This is a genomic window from Mesorhizobium sp. J8 (genome assembly GCF_016591715.1).
Lineage (GTDB): Bacteria > Pseudomonadota > Alphaproteobacteria > Rhizobiales > Rhizobiaceae > Mesorhizobium.
The window spans coordinates 6152351-6170943 of the sequence record NZ_AP024109.1 but is presented as its reverse complement, the minus strand read 5'-3'; the positions used below and the strand labels follow the sequence as shown (position 1 = coordinate 6170943).

Below are 18593 nucleotides of genomic sequence, written 5' to 3'. Positions count from 1 at the left end.
CAAAGCAAAAGCCAAGCTTGGACAATGTGGTCATCGATTTCCGCCCTTCGGTTACGGGCGGGAGCAGCGACCGCCAACAAGAAACAGCGTCGACTCTACCCCAACGGACCTGTTTTCGGCGATGGCCAGGCCATGATCCGCTCTGGTGCTCAGGCAACGCGCTCTCGTCCGGATTTTATTTCCCGGCGGCCGCGACGCGGCCGCCGGGATAATTTTCCTTCAAAAGTCAGACAAGTTACTGATTTCCACCGCAAACTCCGGCCGGTCCTTGCTGGGCCGCCGCCCCCCTCTCCAGGCATCCCTTTCAGACGTTACCGGGCTGACACGAAACTGTCATGCGACTGTAATAATCGAGGGCTATTGCGCTCACCGGGCGCCGATAGAACGGGTGCCGAAAGACCATCTTCCGAACAGGAGCAGGCCACATGAGACATTTCATCCGCTCGGCGGCCGTTGCGATTGCAATGGCTGCGGCATCAACCCTTAGCATGGCCGCCGCGATGGCTGCCGACATCTCCGGCGCCGGCGCCACCTTCCCCTATCCGATCTATGCAAAGTGGGCCGACGCCTACAAGAAGGAGACCGGCATCGGTCTCAACTATCAGTCGATCGGCTCCGGCGGCGGCATCAAGCAGATCAAGGCCAAGACCGTGACCTTCGGCGCTTCCGACGCGCCGCTGAAGGGCGAGGATCTCGACTCCACCGGGCTCGCGCAGTTCCCGATGGTGATGGGCGGCATCGTTCCGGTCGTCAATCTCGAAGGCGTCAAGCCGGGCGAACTGGTGCTCGACGGCCCGACGCTGGCCGACATCTTCGCCGGCAAGATCACCAACTGGAACGACGAAGCGATCAAGAAGCTCAACCCCGACATCAAGCTGCCCGACCAGGCGATCGCCGTCGTCCACCGTTCGGACGGCTCGGGCACCACGTTCAACTTCAGCTACTACCTGGCCGACGTCAGCGCCGACTGGAAGTCGAAGGTCGGTGTCAACACCGCGCTCGAATGGCCGGTTGGCATCGGCGCCAAGGGCAATGAAGGCGTCGCCAACAACGTCTCCCAGACCGGTGGCGCGATCGGCTATGTCGAATACGCCTATGCCAAGCAGAACAAGCTCACCTATACCGACCTGATCAACAAGGACGGCAAGAAGGTCGAGCCGACCGCCGCCGCGTTCTCGGCCGCCGCGGCCAATGCCGACTGGAGCTCGCAGCCGGGTTACGGCGTCATCCTGGCCAACCAGGCCGGTGCCGAATCCTGGCCGATGACCTCGGCCACCTGGATCCTCGTCTACAAGAAGCCGGACGACGCGGCGGCTACGGCCGAAGCGCTCAAGTTCTTCGCCTGGTCCTATGCCAAGGGCGACGAGCTGGCTTCCAGCCTGGACTACGTTCCCATGCCCGACTCGGTCGTGAAGAGCGTCGAGGAAATGTGGAGCAAGGACATCGTCGACGCGAACGGCAAGCCGCTCTACTCCGGCATGTAATTCTTGGCGAACAAAGGGGGGCGCTTCCAGCGCCCTCCTGTCTCTTTCGAAATGCGAGGGGCTCAATGACAGCCATTTCCGAAGCCGCGACATCGTCCGCCATGCGGACCAGGGAAGCGACAGTGCGCCGCTTCGCCGTCACCGACATGGTCTTCCGGGCGGCCACGCGCGCTTCCGCCATCCTCGTGCTGGTTCTGCTCGGTGGGGTCGCTATCTCGCTGATCGCCGGCTCGTGGGAGGCGCTGTCGAAATTCGGCTTCTCCTTCCTGACCACCGAGTCCTGGAACCCGGTCACCGAGAATTTCGGCGCGCTCGCGCCCATCTACGGCACCATCGTCACCTCGGCGATCGCCATCCTCATCGCCGTGCCGATCGGCATTGGCATCGCCGTCTTCCTGACCGAGCTTTGCCCGCGCCCGCTCCGCCGCCCGATTGGCATCGCGGTCGAACTGCTCGCCGGCATTCCCTCCATCATCTACGGCATCTGGGGCCTGTTCGTCTTCGCACCGTTCCTGCAGACGACGGTGCAGCCTTTCATCATCAACCTTTTCCACGGCATACCGGGGCTCTCCAGCCTGTTTGCCGGTCCGCCCTACGGCATCGGCCTGCTGACCTCGTCGCTGATCCTCGCCATCATGGTGCTGCCCTTCATCACCTCGATCACCAAGGACGTGTTCGACACGGTGCCGGCGGTGCTGAAGGAATCGGCCTACGGCATCGGCTGCACGACCTGGGAAGTGACCCGGCGCGTGACCATTCCCTATACCCGCGTCGGCATCATGGGCGGCGTCATGCTGGGCCTCGGCCGAGCGCTTGGCGAGACGATGGCCGTCACCTTCGTCATCGGCAACGCGCATCGCATCAGCGCCTCGCTGTTCGCGCCGGGCACGACGATCTCGGCGACCATCGCCAACGAATTCACCGAAGCCGACGGCAATCTCTATACATCCTCGCTGGTGTCGCTCGGCCTGATCCTGTTCATCATCACCTTCATCATCCTCGCGCTCGCACGCTACATGCTGTTGCGCATCGATAGCCGCACGGGAGCCTGACCGATGTCGACTGCCCAATCGCTTCACCAAAGCCGCAAGCGCAAGAACGCCGTGATGATGGCGCTGTGCGTCATCGCTGCGGGCATCGGCCTCGCCTGGCTGGCGCTGATCCTCGGCGCCCTGCTCTACAAGGGGCTCTCGGGGGTGAACCTTGCCGTGTTCACGGAAATGACGCCGCCGCCCGGCGACGCCGGCGGCCTGCTCAACGCCATCTACGGCAGCATCGTCATGACCATCATCGGTATCGTCGTCGGCACGCCGATCGGCGTGCTGGCCGGCACCTACATGGCGGAATATGGGCGATTCTCGCGGCTCACGACGGTGGTGCGCTTCATCAACGACATCCTTTTGTCGGCGCCTTCGATCATCGTCGGCCTGTTCGTCTACGAGCTGATGGTGCGGCCGATGGGGCATTTCTCGGCGATCGCCGGCGCCGTCGCGCTGTCGATCCTGGTGATACCCGTCGTGGTGCGCACCACCGAGGACATGCTGAACCTCGTGCCCAACGCGCTGCGCGAGGCAGGCACGGCCATCGGCGCGCCGCGCTGGGTGGTGATCCGCTCCGTCGCCTACCGCGCGGCGCTCTCCGGCATCGTCACCGGCATCCTTCTGGCGATCGCCCGCATCTCCGGCGAGACGGCGCCGCTCCTCTTTACCGCGCTCAACAACCAATTCTGGTCGAGCAATCTCAATGCCCCGATGGCCAGCCTGCCGGTGACCATCTTCCAGTTCGCTCTCAGCCCTTACGAGGAATGGCAGCAGCTGGCCTGGACGGGCGCACTCATAATCACCCTGACGGTTCTCGGGCTGAGCATCTTCGCCCGCAGCCTAACCGGACGCAGAGAGGACAGATGAAACCGATGTTGTCCACCGACCTGAACGCACCCGACACGACCGTCGAGAAGGCCAAGATCGAGGTCAAGAACCTCAACTTCTACTATGGCCAGTCGAAGGCGCTGAAGGACATCAACCTGTCCCTGCCCGAGCGCAGCGTGACGGCCTTCATCGGCCCGTCGGGCTGCGGGAAGTCGACGCTGCTGCGCGTGCTCAACCGCATCTACGAGCTCTATCCGAAACAGAGCGCCGAGGGCCAGGTGCTGCTCGACGGCAAGAACATCCTCGACCGCTCGCAGGACCTCAACCTGCTCAGGACCAAGATCGGCATGGTGTTCCAGAAGCCGACGCCGTTCCCGATGTCGATCTACGAGAACATCGCCTTCGGCGTCAGGCTCTACGAGAAGATCAGCAAGGCCGAGATGGACAACCGCGTCGAGTCGGCGCTGAAGCGCGCCGCGCTCTGGAGCGAAGTCAAGGACAAGCTCAACGCCAGCGGCCAGAGCCTCTCGGGCGGCCAGCAGCAGCGCCTGTGCATCGCCCGCACCGTGGCGGTGAAGCCCGAGGTCATCCTGCTCGACGAGCCGGCCTCGGCGCTGGATCCGCTGTCGACGGCCAAGATCGAGGAACTGATCGACGAATTGCAGGCCGACTACACGATCGTCATCGTCACCCACAACATGCAGCAGGCGGCGCGCGTGTCGCGGCAGACGGCGTTCATGTATCTGGGCGAACTGGTGGAGTTCGACCGGACCGAGAAGATCTTCACCTCGCCCCGCGAGAAGCGCACGCAGGACTACATCACCGGCCGCTTCGGCTAAGCACATACGAGGACATCATCATGGCCGAACATACCGTCGCCTCCTTCGACGAGGATCTGAGGCAGATCAGCCGGCTCATCAACGACATGGGCGACCTCGCCGCCTCGATGGTCGGCGCCTCGACCAGGGCGCTGCTCGAAAGCGACAACGCGCTGGCGCAGCGCGTCGTCTCCGACGACGCCATCATGGACGCGAGACAGCGCGAGCTTGACGACCGCGCCATCACGTTGATCGCCAAGCGCCAGCCGATGGCCGACGACCTGCGCAGCGTGGTGGGAGCGATCCGCATGGCGGGCGACCTCGAGCGCATCGGCGATCTCGCCAAGAACATCGCCAAGCGCGTCGGCTCGGTCGGCGTCAGCGCCGCGCCGCGGGACCTCACGCATTCGATCGATTCCATGGCGCAGATGGTGCTGATCCAGGTCCAGGGCGTGATCCAGGAATATACGGTGGGCGATGCCACGGCGCTGGCCAGACTGCGCAACGACGACGAGCGCATCGACGTCAAATACACGGCCGTCTTCCGCGAGCTGCTGACCTACATGATGGAGGATCCGCGCAACATCACCGCTTGCACGCATCTTCTGTTCTGCGCCAAGAACCTCGAGCGCATCGGCGACCATGTGACCAACATCGCCGAGAACGCCTATTATGTGCTGACCGGCACGCAATTGCCCGCCAACCGTCCGAAGCAGGACGAGACGGCAATGTCGGCTCCGGCTGCCTGACGAAAAGGTTACCCCGATGATCGCGCCACGCATCATGGTGGTGGAGGACGAGGAGCCGCTGGGGGTGCTGCTCCGCTACAATCTCGAATCCGAGGGCTACCAGGTGGAAGTGGTGACCCGCGGCGACGAGGCCGAAATCCGCCTTCAGGAAAACGTTCCCGACCTGCTCGTGCTCGACTGGATGGTGCCGGCGGTTTCCGGCATCGAGCTCTGCCGGCGTCTCAGGATGCGGCCCGAGACCGAGCGGCTGCCGATCATCATGCTGACCGCGCGAGGTGAAGAGAGCGATCGGGTTCGAGGTTTGTCCACCGGCGCCGACGACTATCTGGTCAAGCCGTTCTCGACGCCGGAGTTCATGGCGCGCGTCAAGGCTCTGCTGCGCCGCGCCAAGCCGGAGGTGCTGTCCAGCGTGCTCAAGGTCGGCGACATCGTGCTCGACCGCGAATCGCACCGCGTCTACCGCAAGAAGAGCGAGATCAGGCTCGGCCCGACCGAGTTCCGGCTGCTCGAATTCATGATGCGCCACCCCGGCCGCGTGTTCTCGCGCAGCCAGCTGCTCGACAATGTCTGGGGCGAGACGATCTATATCGACGAGCGCACGGTGGACGTCCATGTCGGGCGGCTGCGCAAGGCCGTCAACAACGGCCGCATGCCGGACGTCATACGCACCATCCGAGGCGCGGGCTATGCCATCCGCGAGGACTAGGGATATGCAGATATTCAGGTGAGGCCGGCCTGCGAATGGCAGCTTCCTGCGCTTCCGGTACTCACGTACCCAAAAGTACGCTCCGTTCCGGTTCTCGGAATCCACCATTCTCGACTCGGCCTGACCTGAATCTCAGCATATCCCTTGCGCCTATGCGACGTGCTTGCCCGCTCGCGCCTGCATGCCCGGCGCGAAGATTTCCTGGTCGACGAAGGTCAGCGCGCGCATGGCGCAGCCTTCGCGGATCAGCGGCAGCTCGTTCGGCTCGGTGTCGAAGGAGATCGATTCCGAATGCTGGCCGCCGGCGGTCTGGGCGATCGCCTTCCTCAGCGCCGGCTCGATCAGGTCGAAGGCGGCCGCGCTGACGCCGACCATCGCGACGGGCGCCGGGTCGATCAGCGCGAACAGGCTGCCAAGGCCGAAGCCCAGCGCTTCGCCGGCCCGGCGATAAGCCTCCCGCTCAGGGCCGTCCTGTTGCCGGGCCTTTGCGGCAAGCGCGCGCATGTCGGCGTCGCCGACGTCGGTCGGCGCGGCATCCTCGCTTATGCCCATGGCGCTGCGCCAGATCGCGTAATTGCCGGCATAGGCCTCGACGCAGCCGCGCCGGCCGCAGCGGCAAAGCGCGCCGCCGGGACGGTGGATCATGTGCCCGAACTCGCCGCCGGAGGAATGCGTGCCGGTGAACAACGCGCCCTTCAGCACCAGACCCATGCCGATACCATGCGACAAGAGGATGGCGATGAAGTCGTCGCGATAGCGGTCGGGATCGCGCCATTGCAGCGCCACCGCCATCATGTTGCAGTCGTTCTCCATGGTGGCGGGGATGCCGAATTCCGTCTCGAGAAGGTCGGCGAACGGGATATCGGTCAGCGGCGTGATCGGCGACCACAGCATGGCGCGCGAATGGGAATCGGTGATGCCCTGGATGCCCATCGCGATGCGGGCGACGCTGCCCACGTCGAGGTCGGGATCCTGCAGCCGGCGCCGGACGATCGCCAAGCATTCGCCGATCAGCTCGTCGCGAGGCATGACGAGCGTGTCCAGGCGCAGCTGTTCCTCGGCAACCACCTGGCCGGCATAGTCGATCACGGCAACCGACAGGAAGTTCAGCGAAAGCACCACCGTCAGCACCGCGGCGGCTTCGGGGTTCAGCGCCAGGCCGATCTGCGGCCGGCCGCGTTTCAACGCCGTCGGCTCGCTGGCCTTGCTTTCCGTGAGGATACCTTCCTGGATCAGATCGGCGGAGATCGCCGAAATGGTCGAGTGGCTGAGCCCGGTGGTGGCGGCGATCTCCGTCCGCGACGGCTGGCCGGCGCGGCGCACGGCCGAAATCACCATGGCGCGATTGCGCCGGCGCAAATCGTCGTGGCGGATCCCGACCGACATTGTCTCGCACGTTCCTCCCGCGTCATCGCGGCCTTGTGATGATGCCATGGCCTGTCGCTGACACGCTAGGGATTGTGACAGAAGCCGGGGTTCATGTCATTATTTATTGCGAATGTCGAAAAAAATGTCCGCACCCATCAAAACCCATCAGAATCGCAGTTGACAGCGTCGTTTTGCTGGATCACTATTTTTTTGAGGCTCGAAAAAAAGCCTCTGTGCAGGCCTTCGGGCCAGTTTGGGTCGCGCCGCACGGGGCGCAGGGAGGATATCATGAAGAAATTCGCAGCCGCCATTCTGGCGGGCGTTGCCATGTCGCTGACGCTGGCGTCGGTCGCCGAGGCGAAGGACAAGGTCATCGGCGTGTCGTGGTCGAATTTCCAGGAAGAGCGCTGGAAGACCGACGAAGCGGCGATGAAGAAGGCCATCGAGGCCGCCGGCGACAAGTATATCTCGGCCGACGCGCAGTCCAATCCCGGCAAGCAACTGACCGACGTCGAAAGCCTGATCTCGCAGGGCGCCAACGCGCTGATCATCCTGGCGCAGGACGCCTCGGCAATCGGCCCGGCGGTGCAGAAGGCGCTCGACGAAGGCATCCCGGTCGTCGGCTATGACCGCCTGATCGAGAACAAGGACGTGTTCTACCTGACCTTCGACAACAAGGAAGTCGGCCGCATGCAGGCCCGCGAGGTGTTCAAGGCCAAGCCCGAAGGCAACTACGTCTTCATCAAGGGCTCGGGTTCCGATCCGAACGCCGATTTCCTGTTCTCGGGCTCCATGGAAGTGCTGAAGGAAGCGATCGACAGCGGCAAGATCAAGAATGTCGGCGAGGCTTACACCGACGGTTGGCTGCCCGCCAACGCGCAGAAGAACATGGAGCAGTTCCTGACCGCCAACGACAACAAGGTGGACGCGGTCGTGGCCGCCAATGACGGCACCGCCGGCGGCGTCGTCGCTGCGCTCACAGCACAGGGCCTGGCCGGCACCGTTCCGGTTTCCGGTCAGGACGGCGACCACGCGGCACTCAACCGCATCGCGCTCGGCACGCAAACCGTGTCGGTGTGGAAGGACGCGCGCGAGCTCGGCAAGAACGCCGCCGAGATCGCCTCGCAGCTCGCGGACGGCAAGAAGATGGGCGACATCGCCGGCGCCAAGGACTTCACGACGCCCGGCGGCAACACCGTCAAGTCGCTGTTCCTGACCCCGATCGCGATCACCAAGGACAATCTCAACGTCGTCATCGACGCCGGCTGGATCAAGAAGGACGAAGTCTGTGCGGGCGTGCCCGCTGGCAGCGTCAAGGTCTGCGACTGAGCTTTGCCGACACTGGACCAAAAACCTTGCGCCGCGCCTGGAGCGGTTCATCGAACCGCTCCATTTCTTTGTTGCCGCAATCCCGGACGGAAAACCGCTACGCACTTTTCCTGGGATTGCTTTAAAGCCGCGGCGTTTTCTCGAAGATTGCCGTTCCGCCTCTAGCGGATAGCTTCTAGGCTTGCTCCGGCACCCGCAGACGGGCAAGCCGGCGGGAGGAAATCATGACCGACACGACGTCCACGCAACCGGCCGACACCGCGCGCGCGTCGGAACTGGGCGCCGTCGCCCGGTTCCTGAAGGCGACCGAGCTCGACACCCGCATGCTCGGCATGATCGGCGCGCTGCTCTTGATCTGGGTCGGGCTGCATGTGATCTCCAGCCTGCGGCTCGGCGTCAATCCGCTCGACTTCGACAGCCGCACCTTCCTCACGCCGCGCAATCTATGGAACCTGTCGGTGCAGACGTCGGCCGTGGCGATCATGGCTTCCGGCATGGTGCTGGTCATCGTCATGCGCAACATCGACCTGTCGGTCGGATCGGCCGAAGGGGTGATCGGCATGATCATGGGCTTTGCCCAAGTGCATTTCCTGGTGCGCTTCGTCGGGCTCGAATTGGGCAATCCCTGGATATGGGTCCTGGCATTGCTGATCGGCCTGGCGCTCGGCCTCATCATCGGCGCCTTCCAGGGCTTCATCATCGCCTATCTCGAAGTGCCGGCCTTCATCGTCACGCTGGGCGGATTGCTGGTGTGGCGGGGCGCTGCCTGGTGGGTCACCAGCGGCCAGACCGTGGCGCCGCTCGACACCACCTTCCAGCTGATGGGCGGCGGCCCGGCGGGTTCGATCGGCGCCAAATGGAGCTGGGTCGTCGGCATCGTCGCCTGCCTTGCGGTCATTTTCATGCATTATAACGGCCGCGTGCAGCGCAAGCGCTTCCGTTTCCCGCTACGTCCGGTCTGGGCCGAGACGCTGCTCGCCACGGTCACCTGCGCGATCATCCTGGGCGCCGTCTGGCTCGCCAACTCCTATCCCTGGCCGGTCGGTATCGTGAACCGCTACGCCGCCGCCAACAACATCACCGTCCCCGAGGGCGGGCTGTTCATCGCGCATGGCATCGCCATTCCGGTGCTGATGGCGGTCGCCGTCGGCCTGATCATGACCTTCGTCACCAAGCGCACGCGCTTCGGCCGCTATGTCTTCGCCATCGGCGGCAATCCGGAAGCGGCCAACCTCGCCGGCATCAACACGCGCTGGATCACCATGAAGGTGTTCATGATCGTGGGCGTGCTGGCGACGATCGCGGCGGCGATCTCGTCGGCCAGGCAGAATTCGTCGACCAATGCGCTCGGCACGCTGGACGAGCTGCTGGTCATTGCCGCCGCCGTCATCGGCGGTACGTCGCTTGCCGGCGGTTCCGGAACCGTGCTCGGCGCCATGCTCGGCGCGCTGCTGATGCAATCGCTGCAGTCCGGCATGGTGCTGCTCGGCGTCGACTCGCCGCTGCAGAGCATCGTCGTCGGTGCCGTGCTGGTGATCGCGGTATGGCTCGACACCCTCTATCGCAAACGCGTCTGATCAGGGAGAGATCCAACATGGCTGAGAAATCCGCTCCCGCCGGCGTCCCGTTGGTCGACATGCGCAACATCTCGATCGCCTTCGGCGGCATCCGCGCCGTCGACGATGCATCGGTCGATCTTTTCCCCGGCGAAGTGATGGCGCTGCTCGGCCACAACGGCGCCGGCAAGTCGACGCTGATCAAGATCCTGTCCGGCGCCTATAAGCGCGACAGCGGACAGATCTTCATCAATGGCGAGGAGGCTTCGATCTCCAACCCGCGCGACGCCAAGAAATACGGCATCGAGACGATCTACCAGACGCTGGCGCTGGCCGACAATGTCGATGCCGCCGCCAATCTTTTCCTCGGGCGCGAGCTTATGACCGGCTGGGGCACGCTGGACGATGCCGCCATGGAAGCCGAGGCGCGCAAGGTCATGGGCCGGCTCAATCCACGGTTCCAGCGCTTCAAGGAGCCGGTCATCAAGCTGTCGGGCGGACAGCGGCAGTCGGTGGCGATCGCACGCGCGATCCTGTTCAACGCCCGCATCCTGATCATGGACGAACCGACCGCGGCGCTCGGCCCGCAGGAGACGGCGCAGGTCGGCGAGCTGGTCAAGCAGCTCAAGGCCGACGGCATCGGCATCTTCCTGATCAGCCATGACATCCATGATGTTTTCGAGCTCGCCGACCGGGTCTGTGTGATGAAGAACGGCCAGGTGGTCGGCACGGCGCGCACGACCGATGTCACCCAGGACGAGGTGCTCGGCATGATTATCCTCGGCAAATGCCCGCCAGGGGCGATTCCGGGCCCAGGCGCGCTGAAGATAGCGGCATGAAGCCTAACGGGTAGCCGGCTAATTAACAGCTGCATGATGTGCCAGCCGCCGCGATGATTTGACCGCGCCATTGTGTTGACGCGGAGACTTGCCCATAAAGATTGCCAACCGTCCACGGGCCGCATCCTTGATTTGAAGAAGCTGTTTCCGATCGTTGCCTTTGTCGCCGTCGCGCTGATCAGCCTGACCATGGCGGGGTTCGCCTATTTCGCCACGCAGGAGGCGGCGCGGATCAAGTTCGAGGGGACGGCCGACGACGCGCTGAGCCGCATCGAAAGCCGCATGGACCTGCATCTGTCGCTGCTCCGTTCGACGCAGGCGCTGTTCGATGCCCGCAACGGCGACATCACGCGCGGCGAATTCAAGGCCTTCTTCAGCGCGCTCGATATCGACGACAATTTCGCGGGGCTTCGCGGCATCGGCTTCCTGAGGCTCGCAAAGGCCGGCGACGAGGCGGCGGTCGAACGCGATATCCTGCATGACCTTGGGTCAGCGCACCCGGTCTACCCCGCGACGACTGAGCAATGGCGCACGCCGATCGTTCTGTTCGAGCCGCTCGATACGTCAAACCAGTCGATCATCGGCTTCGACATGTTCAGCGAGCCGGTACGGCGCGCGGCGATCCAACAGGCGATGGCCGACGACCGGCAGCATGCGAGCGGCATCGTCCAGCTCGGCCAGGGCGCCGGCGTGGGGCAGACCTTCACCGGATTCCTGGTTTTCGTGCGGCTGAACGTCGAAACCGCGCCCGAGGTGATCAACGCAAGCCGCTCCTCCACAGCCGGTTTTCTCTACGCCGCCTTCCGCGCGCAGGACCTGTTCCAGGTCGCGCTCAGCCATTCGCCGCTGCTGCCGGTGAATGTCGAGGTCTATGACGGCAAGCCGGAGGACGGCAATCTTTTGTTCCGCTCGGAAGCGCCGCCGGCGGAACGTATCGGGGCGAAGCTTCTGGCGCGCCGCGATATCGTCGTCGCGGGCCGGCCCTGGACCGTGCTGTTCAGGCCGACAAGCGCCTTCGAGCCGCCGTCCTCGCGCGCCATTCCGGTGATGCTCGGGCTGTTCGGCCTTTTGCTCGCCGGCGCCATCGCCTTGGTGGCGCGTTATCAGGAACGCGCCTATGAAGCCAAATCGGCGTTGCACGAAGCGACCGAAAAGAGCCTGCTGGAAAAGGACCTGATCCTGCAGGAGATGAAGCACCGCATCAAGAATTCGATCACCCGCGTGCTGGCGATCGCGCGGCAGACGGCCTCGCAAGCCACCGACGTCAAGGAGTTTTCGGCGTCGTTCTCGGCGCGCCTCCAGGCCATGGCCGCCTCGCAGGATATGCTGACGCGCTCGCGCTGGCAGAAGGCCGATCTTGGCGACCTGCTGCGCACCGAACTCGGGCAGGTCTTCGGCAAGGATCTTCCCGATGGGGTGTTGTCGGGGCCGCAGGTGCTGCTCGACGAGACGACGACGCAAGCGCTCGGGCTGACCTTCCACGAACTCGCCACAAACGCGCTGAAATATGGCGAAGCCGGCAATTCGGTGGGCGCTCTCAAGGTCGACTGGAGCATCGAGGGACGCGGCCGCGAGCGGACGCTGCGTTTGAACTGGCGCGAAACGGGTCAGAAGGACCTGGAAGCTCCGGCCAAGACCGGCTTCGGCACCAAGCTGATAGATCTCAATGTCACGCGCGAATTGCGCGGCACGATCGCGCGCGACTACCGTGACGATGGACTGAAGGTGGAAATCAGGATTCCGCTGGCCACGTGAGCGGCTCGAAAGGTCTTGGCTGGCGAATCAGCATTTTAGTCCGAGGAGAACCGGAGGCCGGTTGCCGGCCTCCGGTCTCTCTCAGGTACCGAACTAGTTGCAGCGAGCCGTGTAGATCCGGCCGCGATGATCGCGATACTGGCAATAGCCGTTGCGCAGGTTGCGAACCAGAAGGCCCGACCCGGCGCCGACGGCCGCGCCGATCAGCGCGCCCTTGCCGCCGCCGACCAGGCCGCCCACACCGGCACCGATCAGGCCGCCGCCGACGACGTCCTGCTCGGTCGTGGTGCAGCCGCTGACAGCGACCACGGCAACCATGGCAATGATCATCTTCCGCATAGAATTGCTCCTCACTTTTGTCCTCACTTTTGGCAGTGCCAGCAGCCATTTAGCACGAAAAAACGCGCTTTGCCTGCCAGATCTCACTGTTGTTTAAGATAGTCTTTTTCGGAGCGCCCGGCATTCGACGCGACAAGCATGCCGGAAACCTCCAGGGATGCGACCAGCGTGCCGTCGGGCCGCACATTCCAGGCGATCCGGTCGTAGTCGTCCTCCAACGCCGGGTCGACGGCGAGGCATTTGCCGATGATGCGGGGCGCCTGGCCCTGCAGGTTGCCGAGGGCGAACGGCCTTTCGGCGGCGCATGCCTCAGCGCTCTCGAAGACGCTGACGGGCACTTCGAGCTCGCGGCAATCGGTCATTGTGCTCGAACAGCCGACGACGAAAAGCAACGCAGCGATGTGTTCCATGGCTCCAAACCTCTCGCCGCAAACAACGATTCTCGGCGAACGAAAGTTCCGGGCCCGGGTTTCAAGACGTCGCGCCGAGCGACTTAAGGCGACGCTGCAAAGTCCTGTCTTGATCCGGAGTGGGTCAGAACAATTGCCAGGCCGCGGTCAAGGCCATGGCGGCCAGAAGCGCGATCGCGCCCAGGCGGAGCGGGAGATGCGATGATCGGGGGGCCAGCGGTGGCTCGGCATCCTGGAAGCCGCTCATCGAGACGCGGGCGGCCTCCTCCAGCCTGTTCATGTCGGCAACCATCATCTCAGTCTCCCAGGTCTTGCCAGCGCATGGATGGGTTTCCGCGCATCGCTAGCCGGGAGCACAGGATCGGACTTTATGGTGAACAGCCGGTTAAGGTCGTTGCCGGCAAGCTTCGCGTCGGCTGCGCCATCAGTCCGTCTCGAAATTCCCGTGCGGGACGGTGAGGCGGTATTCCATACAGTCCTTGCCGATTTCCAGCGTCGCGGAGCCATTCAGCGACATCGGCACGACGCGTTCCAGCGCCACGCTGCCGAAGCGCTTCTCGTTGCGCGGCGCGTCGCCGACCGCCTCGGTCCAGGTCAGCAAAAGATCGGGCGGGGTTCCGTTCTCGGGATCGAGCCTGGCGCGCACCTCGACATGGCCGTCCGGCCGGGACAAGGCGCCATAGCTCACCGAGTTCACGGCCAGCTCATGTATCGCCAGGCCGATATGCAGGGCGGCGTTGGGATTGAGATAAGGATTTTCGCCCGTGAACCGCAGGCTTTTGGCCAGATCGCTGCTATAGCGGCCGACCTGGCCGGATACGAGCTCCCGCAGCGCGGCTCCCCGCCAGTTGGAGGATGTTACCAGGTCCTGCGAGGAAGCGAGTGACTGCAGCCTGCCGCGGAACCGCGCGAGGAAATCGCCAAGCGTCTCCGTATAGCGCCCGGTCTGTGTGGCGATGCTCTGGATGATGGCCAGGAGATTCTTCGACCGATGGCTGACTTCGCGCAGCAAGGCCTTCAGCGTCTGCTCGCGACGTTTCTGCTCCGTCGTCTCCACCATCGTCGTGACGACGCCAAGGACGTCGCCGGCTTCCCCGCGATCGGCATCGATCCAAAGCTGGAACCAGCGGACGCCCTGGCTTCCGGGAATGCTGAGCTCGAGCTGCTCCGCGTTGCCGGACTCGATCACCCTGAGCTTGGCGGCCTGTATGCGCTCGGCCTGCGCCGGCGAAAGCAAATCCTTGCCGTCGGCCGTTTCGGACGCCCAGGGCGCGCTCATGTTGCGTGCCCAGACCGTCTTCATCTGCCGGTCCTGGTAGAGGACCGAGATCCCGGCATTGTGCAGGGCATGAAGCAGGGCTCGCCCCAACTGCATCCCGCTCTCCGAGGGATGCATCGCGATCACTTCGCCGTTCTGCTTCTTACCCCTGTCTTTCGTGGGACCCTCGGAAGGCATTGGAAATATCCCGCGCTCTGCCCTTGAACGGCTCAGTCCGCAAACTGGTTCCCGCGGTTCACCGCCCCGCAATCACGAGGCTCTCCAAAAACGGTCCGCCGGACGGTGCTCTTTCGAGGCGCCGCCCGGCGGTGGCTGGAAACCGTTTGAGGGGTGCGGCTTCCAGTGTTGCGGTCAGGCTCTCCTGAAGAGGCCGGCGATGAGCGAAATCACCAGGAAGGCGAGGAAGATGAAGAACAGAATCTGCGCGATGCCTGCAGATGTGCCGGCGATGCCGCCGAACCCAAGCGCGCCGGCGATGATCGCAACTACGAGAAATACGAGCGCCCAGTACAGCATGATGCGTCTCCTTCTTCTGTCGGGAAAAGAACGTGGCTCGGTGTCGTTTGTTCCACCATTTGCCGAAAAAGACGATCCCCTTGAAGGGGTTTTCAAACCGCAAAACGACAAGCGTCATGCGCGACGAAAAAGCGGCGCATGACGCTCCAAGGGCTAGGCTTCGGCGGGCTCAGGCGGCGGCTTTTGCCTGACGGTCGAAGAACAGCGCCTGGCTGATCAAAGCCTTGACCATGTCGGGATTGAAGGGCTTGGTGACCAGAAAGGCCGGCTCCGGGCGCTCGCCGGTCAGCAGGCGCTCCGGAAAGGCGGTGATGAAGATGACCGGCACCGGGGTCGAGGACAAAATCTCGTTGACGGCTTCGATGCCCGAGCTGCCGTCGGCGAGCTGGATGTCGGCCAGGACCATTTTCGGCCGCGTCTTGCCGAACATAGCCACTGCCTCGGCATGCGTGCGGGCCGTGCCCACCACGCGGTGGCCGAGACTTTCGACCATTTCCTCGATATCCATGGCGATCAGAGGCTCGTCCTCGATGATCAGCACGTCTGTCGCCACCTGGCGGGAAATCTCGTTGCTCGCCTGAGCCAGCAGTTCCGAGAACTCTTCCTCCTCGACGTCGAGGATTTCCGCCGCCTCGTCCTCGCTGAAGCCCTCGACGGCAACCAGAAGGAAAGCCTGTCGGGGAAGGGGCGCGAGCGCGTTCAGATTGGCCGCGGCCCGCTGCTCCCAGGCGGTCTGAGCCTGTTCCTGCGGTACGCGGATGGCCACGGAGGTGAACAGCCTGGCGAAGACCTTGTAGAGCGCGATGCGGTCGCTCGAGGCTTCGGGGAAAATATTGGTATCGGCGATGATGGCTTCCAGCATCGCGGCGACCAGCGCGTCACCGCTCTCCTGCGATCCCGATACCGCCCGCGAGAAGCGGCGCAGGAACGGAAGATGCGGGGCGATGGTAGCTGACAAACTCATTATTGACGTCTCCCTCAGATGACGTTGCATGTTGAAGGCTACGCGATTGCCAGCCCCAGAAAGCCAAACGCCGGCTTTCGGAAAAAGTTCCGACAGCCGTGGAACTAAATTAAGAAGCGGGCGTTTCGGGGTTTCGGGATGGGCAACCAGACGAGGGTTCCGCTTGCGTTGCGGTTTGTAGTCGAAGAGCGGTTCGGGTGCTGGAAATTAGGGCTATTATGAAAGAAATGTCAAAAAAGCAGATGGCTGATGCCGCAAGCAGGCATCGGAACGGGGATGGCAACCCGCTGGGGGCGAATTCCGAAATCGCGCGCAAGCTCAAGCAGTATTATGACGAGTTGGTCTCGGACCATGTGCCGGACCGCTTCGCTCAGCTGCTCAGCCAGTTGGAACAGGCCGAACCTGCCCAGAAAAAGGACTGAGGCATGGCGGCGGTAACCCAGACATTCAAGACCGAGCTGCTCGGCGCCATCCCGAGCCTGCGCGCTTTCGCCGTGTCGCTGACACAGAATGCCGACCGGGCCGACGACCTCGTCCAGGAGACCCTGGTCAAGGCGTGGGACAAGCATGAAAGCTTCCAGCCGGGCACCAATCTCAAGGCGTGGCTGTTCACCATCCTGCGCAACGAATTCTATTCGCAGATGCGCAAGCGAGGCCGCGAAGTGCAGGACAGCGATGGCATCATGACGGCCAGGCTTGCCGTCCACCCGGCCCAGCACGGCCAGCTCGACCTCAAGGATTTCCGCGGCGCGCTCGAGCAGCTGCCCGAGGACCAGCGCGAAGCCATCATCCTGATCGGCGCTTCAGGCTTCTCCTATGAAGAAGCCGCCGAAATCTGCGGCTGCGCGGTCGGCACGATCAAGAGCCGGGTCAGCCGCGCCCGCGCCAGGCTGCAGGAGATCCTCAAGATTTCCGGAGAGGATGAGTTCGGGCCCGACGCCATCTCGGCGCAGGTCACAGGTTCGAACGCGGCGTGATTTTCGGGACACCAGGCGCCGCCTGGTTAGTTGGCGTGCGGGATCGGTCAATGCGGCGAGCGTAAGCCGCGCGCGGAGCCTTTGTTGTTTCCCCGAGGACTTGCTTGCCGGGCCAGCCCGCGGTCTACTCGGCGCTATGGAAACAGTCTCCACGGCAACGGTCTTCCGCTTCCGCCTGCCTTTGGACGGGCTCCGGCCGCTTGGACCGCGCACCAGGGCCGCCGCGCTTGCCGTTGGGGCCGTGCTTTTCTGGGCGACGTGGCCGACACTGGCCACGCTGGCGAGCCCCGCGCCTCCGTTCCTGGTCTTTGGACTGGCTGCGGCAGTAGGCTTTGCCGCCGCGCTTTTCATGGCGGTCTTGCGTGGGCGTGCAGCTTCCTTCGTCGCCACGCCGTTCCCCAGCATGCTTCTGGTCGGCGTCGGCCTGCTCGTCAACAACGTCCTTTATCTTTTCGCCATGCCCAGGATCGGCCCGGCGGAGGCGAATGTCGTCGCTTATCTGTGGCCGTTGATGCTGGTCCTCATCATGGCCGGGAAGCGGCGTGAACGGCTCAGCCCGTCGCGCCTGGGAAGCATCGCCCTCGGCTTCGTCGGCGCGGTGGTGGCGATCGGCCCCCGTTTCGCGCTCGGTTTCGATCTTTTTGGCGTGCTCCTGGCATTTTTGAGCGGCCTTACCTTCGCCATCTATGCCGCGGTCCGCTCGGACGGTCGGGAGGCCGAGGACGTCATCGGGCCGTCAATGGGACTTCTGGCGGTGTTTGCGCTGGCCTTGCACTTCGGTTTCGAGGCGCCGACCGCCCTATCATCATCCCAACTGCTGGCGATCGCAGCCATAGGGATCGTTCCTTTGACGCTTTCCAACGCGCTTTGGGACCGGGCGACCCGGACAGGCCATACCGCCCTGATCTCGGCAATCGCCTACGCGACGCCATTGGCCGCATTGTCCCTGCTTGCGCTGTTCGGCGTCGGCCATGTTTCTTACGGGGTTGCCGCCGGCGCCGTGCTGATCGTCATCGGGGCCTTTGGCGCTTCCGGCCTTTCGCGAAAGCCTGGGCGCAGCTGAATCAGCGGCCCGGGTCGCGTTCGGCGACTCCTACGTTACGCCTTTGCCCGGCCGCAGGCCATGGCCACAGCTTCGATCAGATCGTCGCCCGAGTAAGGCTTGGTGACCAGCCGGACGTCCGGGAACGCGTCCTGGATCTCTTCCCGATCGGAATAGCCGGAGGCAAATACGAACGGTATGCCCTCACTGCGCAGCCGGGCGGCGAAATCCAGGGTCGAAACGTCGCCGAGCATCAGGTCGACCACCGCCGCGTCGAAACGCGCGGACAGCGCGTGTCCGTCGACCTCGCCGAGTTCGCGCGCGATCGTGACATCCGCCGCGCCGTGGTCGCGGCAAAGCTGCTCGACATCCATCGCGATCAGGAACTCGTCTTCCAGGACGAGGATTCGCAGTCCGTCAAGCAGTGCTGGCACTTATCGGTGTCTCCTGGGCAGGGCCGCACTGATGCGCGGAATTCATAACCATGTCATTTAAAAAAGACATGGCAAAACGACAGGTACCCCAGCCTCGCGGAACCCCTGACAATCTCAAGCGTTTCTTTGCGCCCGATAGGGGCAGGGATTTCGAAGAGGG

Annotated in this window: 22 protein-coding genes; 14 read left to right on the top strand and 8 right to left on the bottom strand. The window is 63.8% G+C overall.

What is annotated here, in order from left to right:
* Positions 1 to 425: 425 nt before the first annotated feature.
* From pstS to phoB, 6 genes are all read left to right on the top strand, one after another.
* Positions 426 to 1484, top strand: a complete 1059-nt coding sequence (pstS, locus tag MJ8_RS29485) for a phosphate ABC transporter substrate-binding protein PstS (protein WP_201412080.1) — start codon at positions 426 to 428, stop codon at positions 1482 to 1484.
* A 65-nt stretch (positions 1485 to 1549) separates the two neighbouring features.
* Positions 1550 to 2536 carry a phosphate ABC transporter permease subunit PstC gene (gene pstC / locus MJ8_RS29480; protein ID WP_201412079.1) on the top strand — a complete coding sequence of 329 codons (987 nt, stop codon included), beginning with the start codon at positions 1550 to 1552 and terminating at the stop codon, positions 2534 to 2536.
* A 3-nt stretch (positions 2537 to 2539) separates the two neighbouring features.
* Complete coding sequence (gene pstA, locus MJ8_RS29475) at positions 2540 to 3391, top strand: phosphate ABC transporter permease PstA (RefSeq protein WP_201412078.1); 852 nt, start codon at positions 2540 to 2542, stop codon at positions 3389 to 3391.
* A complete protein-coding gene (pstB, locus tag MJ8_RS29470; protein WP_201412077.1) occupies positions 3388 to 4191 on the top strand; it encodes a phosphate ABC transporter ATP-binding protein PstB in 804 nt (267 codons plus the stop codon). Before pstA ends, pstB begins: the two co-directional genes overlap by 4 nt.
* A 20-nt stretch (positions 4192 to 4211) precedes the next feature.
* Positions 4212 to 4919 (top strand): phosphate signaling complex protein PhoU, encoded by a 708-nt coding sequence (gene phoU / locus MJ8_RS29465; protein WP_201412076.1) that lies wholly within the window; start codon positions 4212 to 4214, stop codon positions 4917 to 4919.
* A 16-nt stretch (positions 4920 to 4935) separates the two neighbouring features.
* Complete coding sequence (gene phoB / locus MJ8_RS29460) at positions 4936 to 5625, top strand: phosphate regulon transcriptional regulator PhoB (RefSeq protein ID WP_010911896.1); 690 nt, start codon at positions 4936 to 4938, stop codon at positions 5623 to 5625.
* 150 nt (positions 5626 to 5775) lie between these two features.
* Here phoB and MJ8_RS29455 read toward each other — a convergent pair whose 3' ends face one another.
* Positions 5776 to 7011: an ROK family protein gene (locus tag MJ8_RS29455; protein ID WP_201412075.1), complete on the bottom strand. Its 1236-nt coding sequence runs from the start codon at positions 7009 to 7011 to the stop codon at positions 5776 to 5778.
* A 270-nt stretch (positions 7012 to 7281) separates the two neighbouring features.
* On the opposite strand from MJ8_RS29455, the gene xylF reads away from it, so the two are divergent.
* The 4 genes from xylF to MJ8_RS29435 all read left to right on the top strand — a co-directional run bounded on the left by xylF (position 7282) and on the right by MJ8_RS29435 (position 12472).
* On the top strand, positions 7282 to 8322 hold the full coding sequence (xylF, locus tag MJ8_RS29450) for a D-xylose ABC transporter substrate-binding protein (protein WP_201412074.1): 1041 nt from the start codon (positions 7282 to 7284) through the stop codon (positions 8320 to 8322).
* A 224-nt stretch (positions 8323 to 8546) separates the two neighbouring features.
* Entirely contained in the window at positions 8547 to 9899 is a 1353-nt protein-coding gene (locus MJ8_RS29445) for a sugar ABC transporter permease (protein WP_201412073.1), read from the top strand.
* A 17-nt stretch (positions 9900 to 9916) separates the two neighbouring features.
* Positions 9917 to 10717 (top strand): ATP-binding cassette domain-containing protein, encoded by an 801-nt coding sequence (locus tag MJ8_RS29440; protein ID WP_201412072.1) that lies wholly within the window; start codon positions 9917 to 9919, stop codon positions 10715 to 10717.
* A 132-nt stretch (positions 10718 to 10849) separates the two neighbouring features.
* Entirely contained in the window at positions 10850 to 12472 is a 1623-nt protein-coding gene (locus tag MJ8_RS29435; RefSeq protein WP_201412071.1) for a CHASE domain-containing protein, read from the top strand.
* Positions 12473 to 12565: 93 nt separating this feature from the next.
* Here MJ8_RS29435 and MJ8_RS29430 read toward each other — a convergent pair whose 3' ends face one another.
* From MJ8_RS29430 to MJ8_RS29410, 5 genes are all read right to left on the bottom strand, one after another.
* Positions 12566 to 12811: a YMGG-like glycine zipper-containing protein gene (locus MJ8_RS29430; protein ID WP_027166589.1), complete on the bottom strand. Its 246-nt coding sequence runs from the start codon at positions 12809 to 12811 to the stop codon at positions 12566 to 12568.
* 83 nt (positions 12812 to 12894) lie between these two features.
* Positions 12895 to 13221, bottom strand: a complete 327-nt coding sequence (locus MJ8_RS29425) for a hypothetical protein (RefSeq protein WP_201412070.1) — start codon at positions 13219 to 13221, stop codon at positions 12895 to 12897.
* Between the two features lie 124 nt (positions 13222 to 13345).
* On the bottom strand, positions 13346 to 13516 hold the full coding sequence (locus MJ8_RS29420; RefSeq protein WP_201412069.1) for a hypothetical protein: 171 nt from the start codon (positions 13514 to 13516) through the stop codon (positions 13346 to 13348).
* A gap of 129 nt (positions 13517 to 13645) precedes the next feature.
* Positions 13646 to 14677 (bottom strand): sensor histidine kinase, encoded by a 1032-nt coding sequence (locus MJ8_RS29415; protein ID WP_201412068.1) that lies wholly within the window; start codon positions 14675 to 14677, stop codon positions 13646 to 13648.
* A gap of 174 nt (positions 14678 to 14851) precedes the next feature.
* On the bottom strand, positions 14852 to 15016 hold the full coding sequence (locus MJ8_RS29410; RefSeq protein ID WP_018429836.1) for a DUF1328 domain-containing protein: 165 nt from the start codon (positions 15014 to 15016) through the stop codon (positions 14852 to 14854).
* Between MJ8_RS29410 and MJ8_RS29405 the strand changes: the two genes are divergently transcribed.
* Positions 15015 to 15158, top strand: a complete 144-nt coding sequence (locus tag MJ8_RS29405) for a hypothetical protein (RefSeq protein WP_201412067.1) — start codon at positions 15015 to 15017, stop codon at positions 15156 to 15158. The two genes, MJ8_RS29410 and MJ8_RS29405, sit on opposite strands and share 2 nt — an antisense overlap.
* Before the next feature lie 27 nt (positions 15159 to 15185).
* Here MJ8_RS29405 and MJ8_RS29400 read toward each other — a convergent pair whose 3' ends face one another.
* Positions 15186 to 15980, bottom strand: a complete 795-nt coding sequence (locus MJ8_RS29400) for a response regulator (RefSeq protein WP_201412066.1) — start codon at positions 15978 to 15980, stop codon at positions 15186 to 15188.
* A 218-nt stretch (positions 15981 to 16198) separates the two neighbouring features.
* Here MJ8_RS29400 and MJ8_RS29395 point away from each other — a divergent pair, with 218 nt between their 5' ends.
* The 3 genes from MJ8_RS29395 to MJ8_RS29385 all read left to right on the top strand — a co-directional run bounded on the left by MJ8_RS29395 (position 16199) and on the right by MJ8_RS29385 (position 18020).
* Positions 16199 to 16402, top strand: coding sequence for a NepR family anti-sigma factor (locus MJ8_RS29395; RefSeq protein ID WP_140755541.1), 204 nt, complete (start codon positions 16199 to 16201; stop codon positions 16400 to 16402).
* A gap of 3 nt (positions 16403 to 16405) precedes the next feature.
* The gene (locus tag MJ8_RS29390) at positions 16406 to 16957 is read left to right on the top strand and encodes an RNA polymerase sigma factor (protein ID WP_201412065.1); all 552 of its coding nucleotides are present in this window, start codon (positions 16406 to 16408) and stop codon (positions 16955 to 16957) included.
* A gap of 136 nt (positions 16958 to 17093) precedes the next feature.
* A complete protein-coding gene (locus MJ8_RS29385; RefSeq protein ID WP_201412064.1) occupies positions 17094 to 18020 on the top strand; it encodes a DMT family transporter in 927 nt (308 codons plus the stop codon).
* Between the two features lie 35 nt (positions 18021 to 18055).
* Here MJ8_RS29385 and MJ8_RS29380 read toward each other — a convergent pair whose 3' ends face one another.
* Positions 18056 to 18433, bottom strand: coding sequence for a response regulator (locus MJ8_RS29380; protein ID WP_201412063.1), 378 nt, complete (start codon positions 18431 to 18433; stop codon positions 18056 to 18058).
* Positions 18434 to 18593 lie beyond the last annotated feature (160 nt).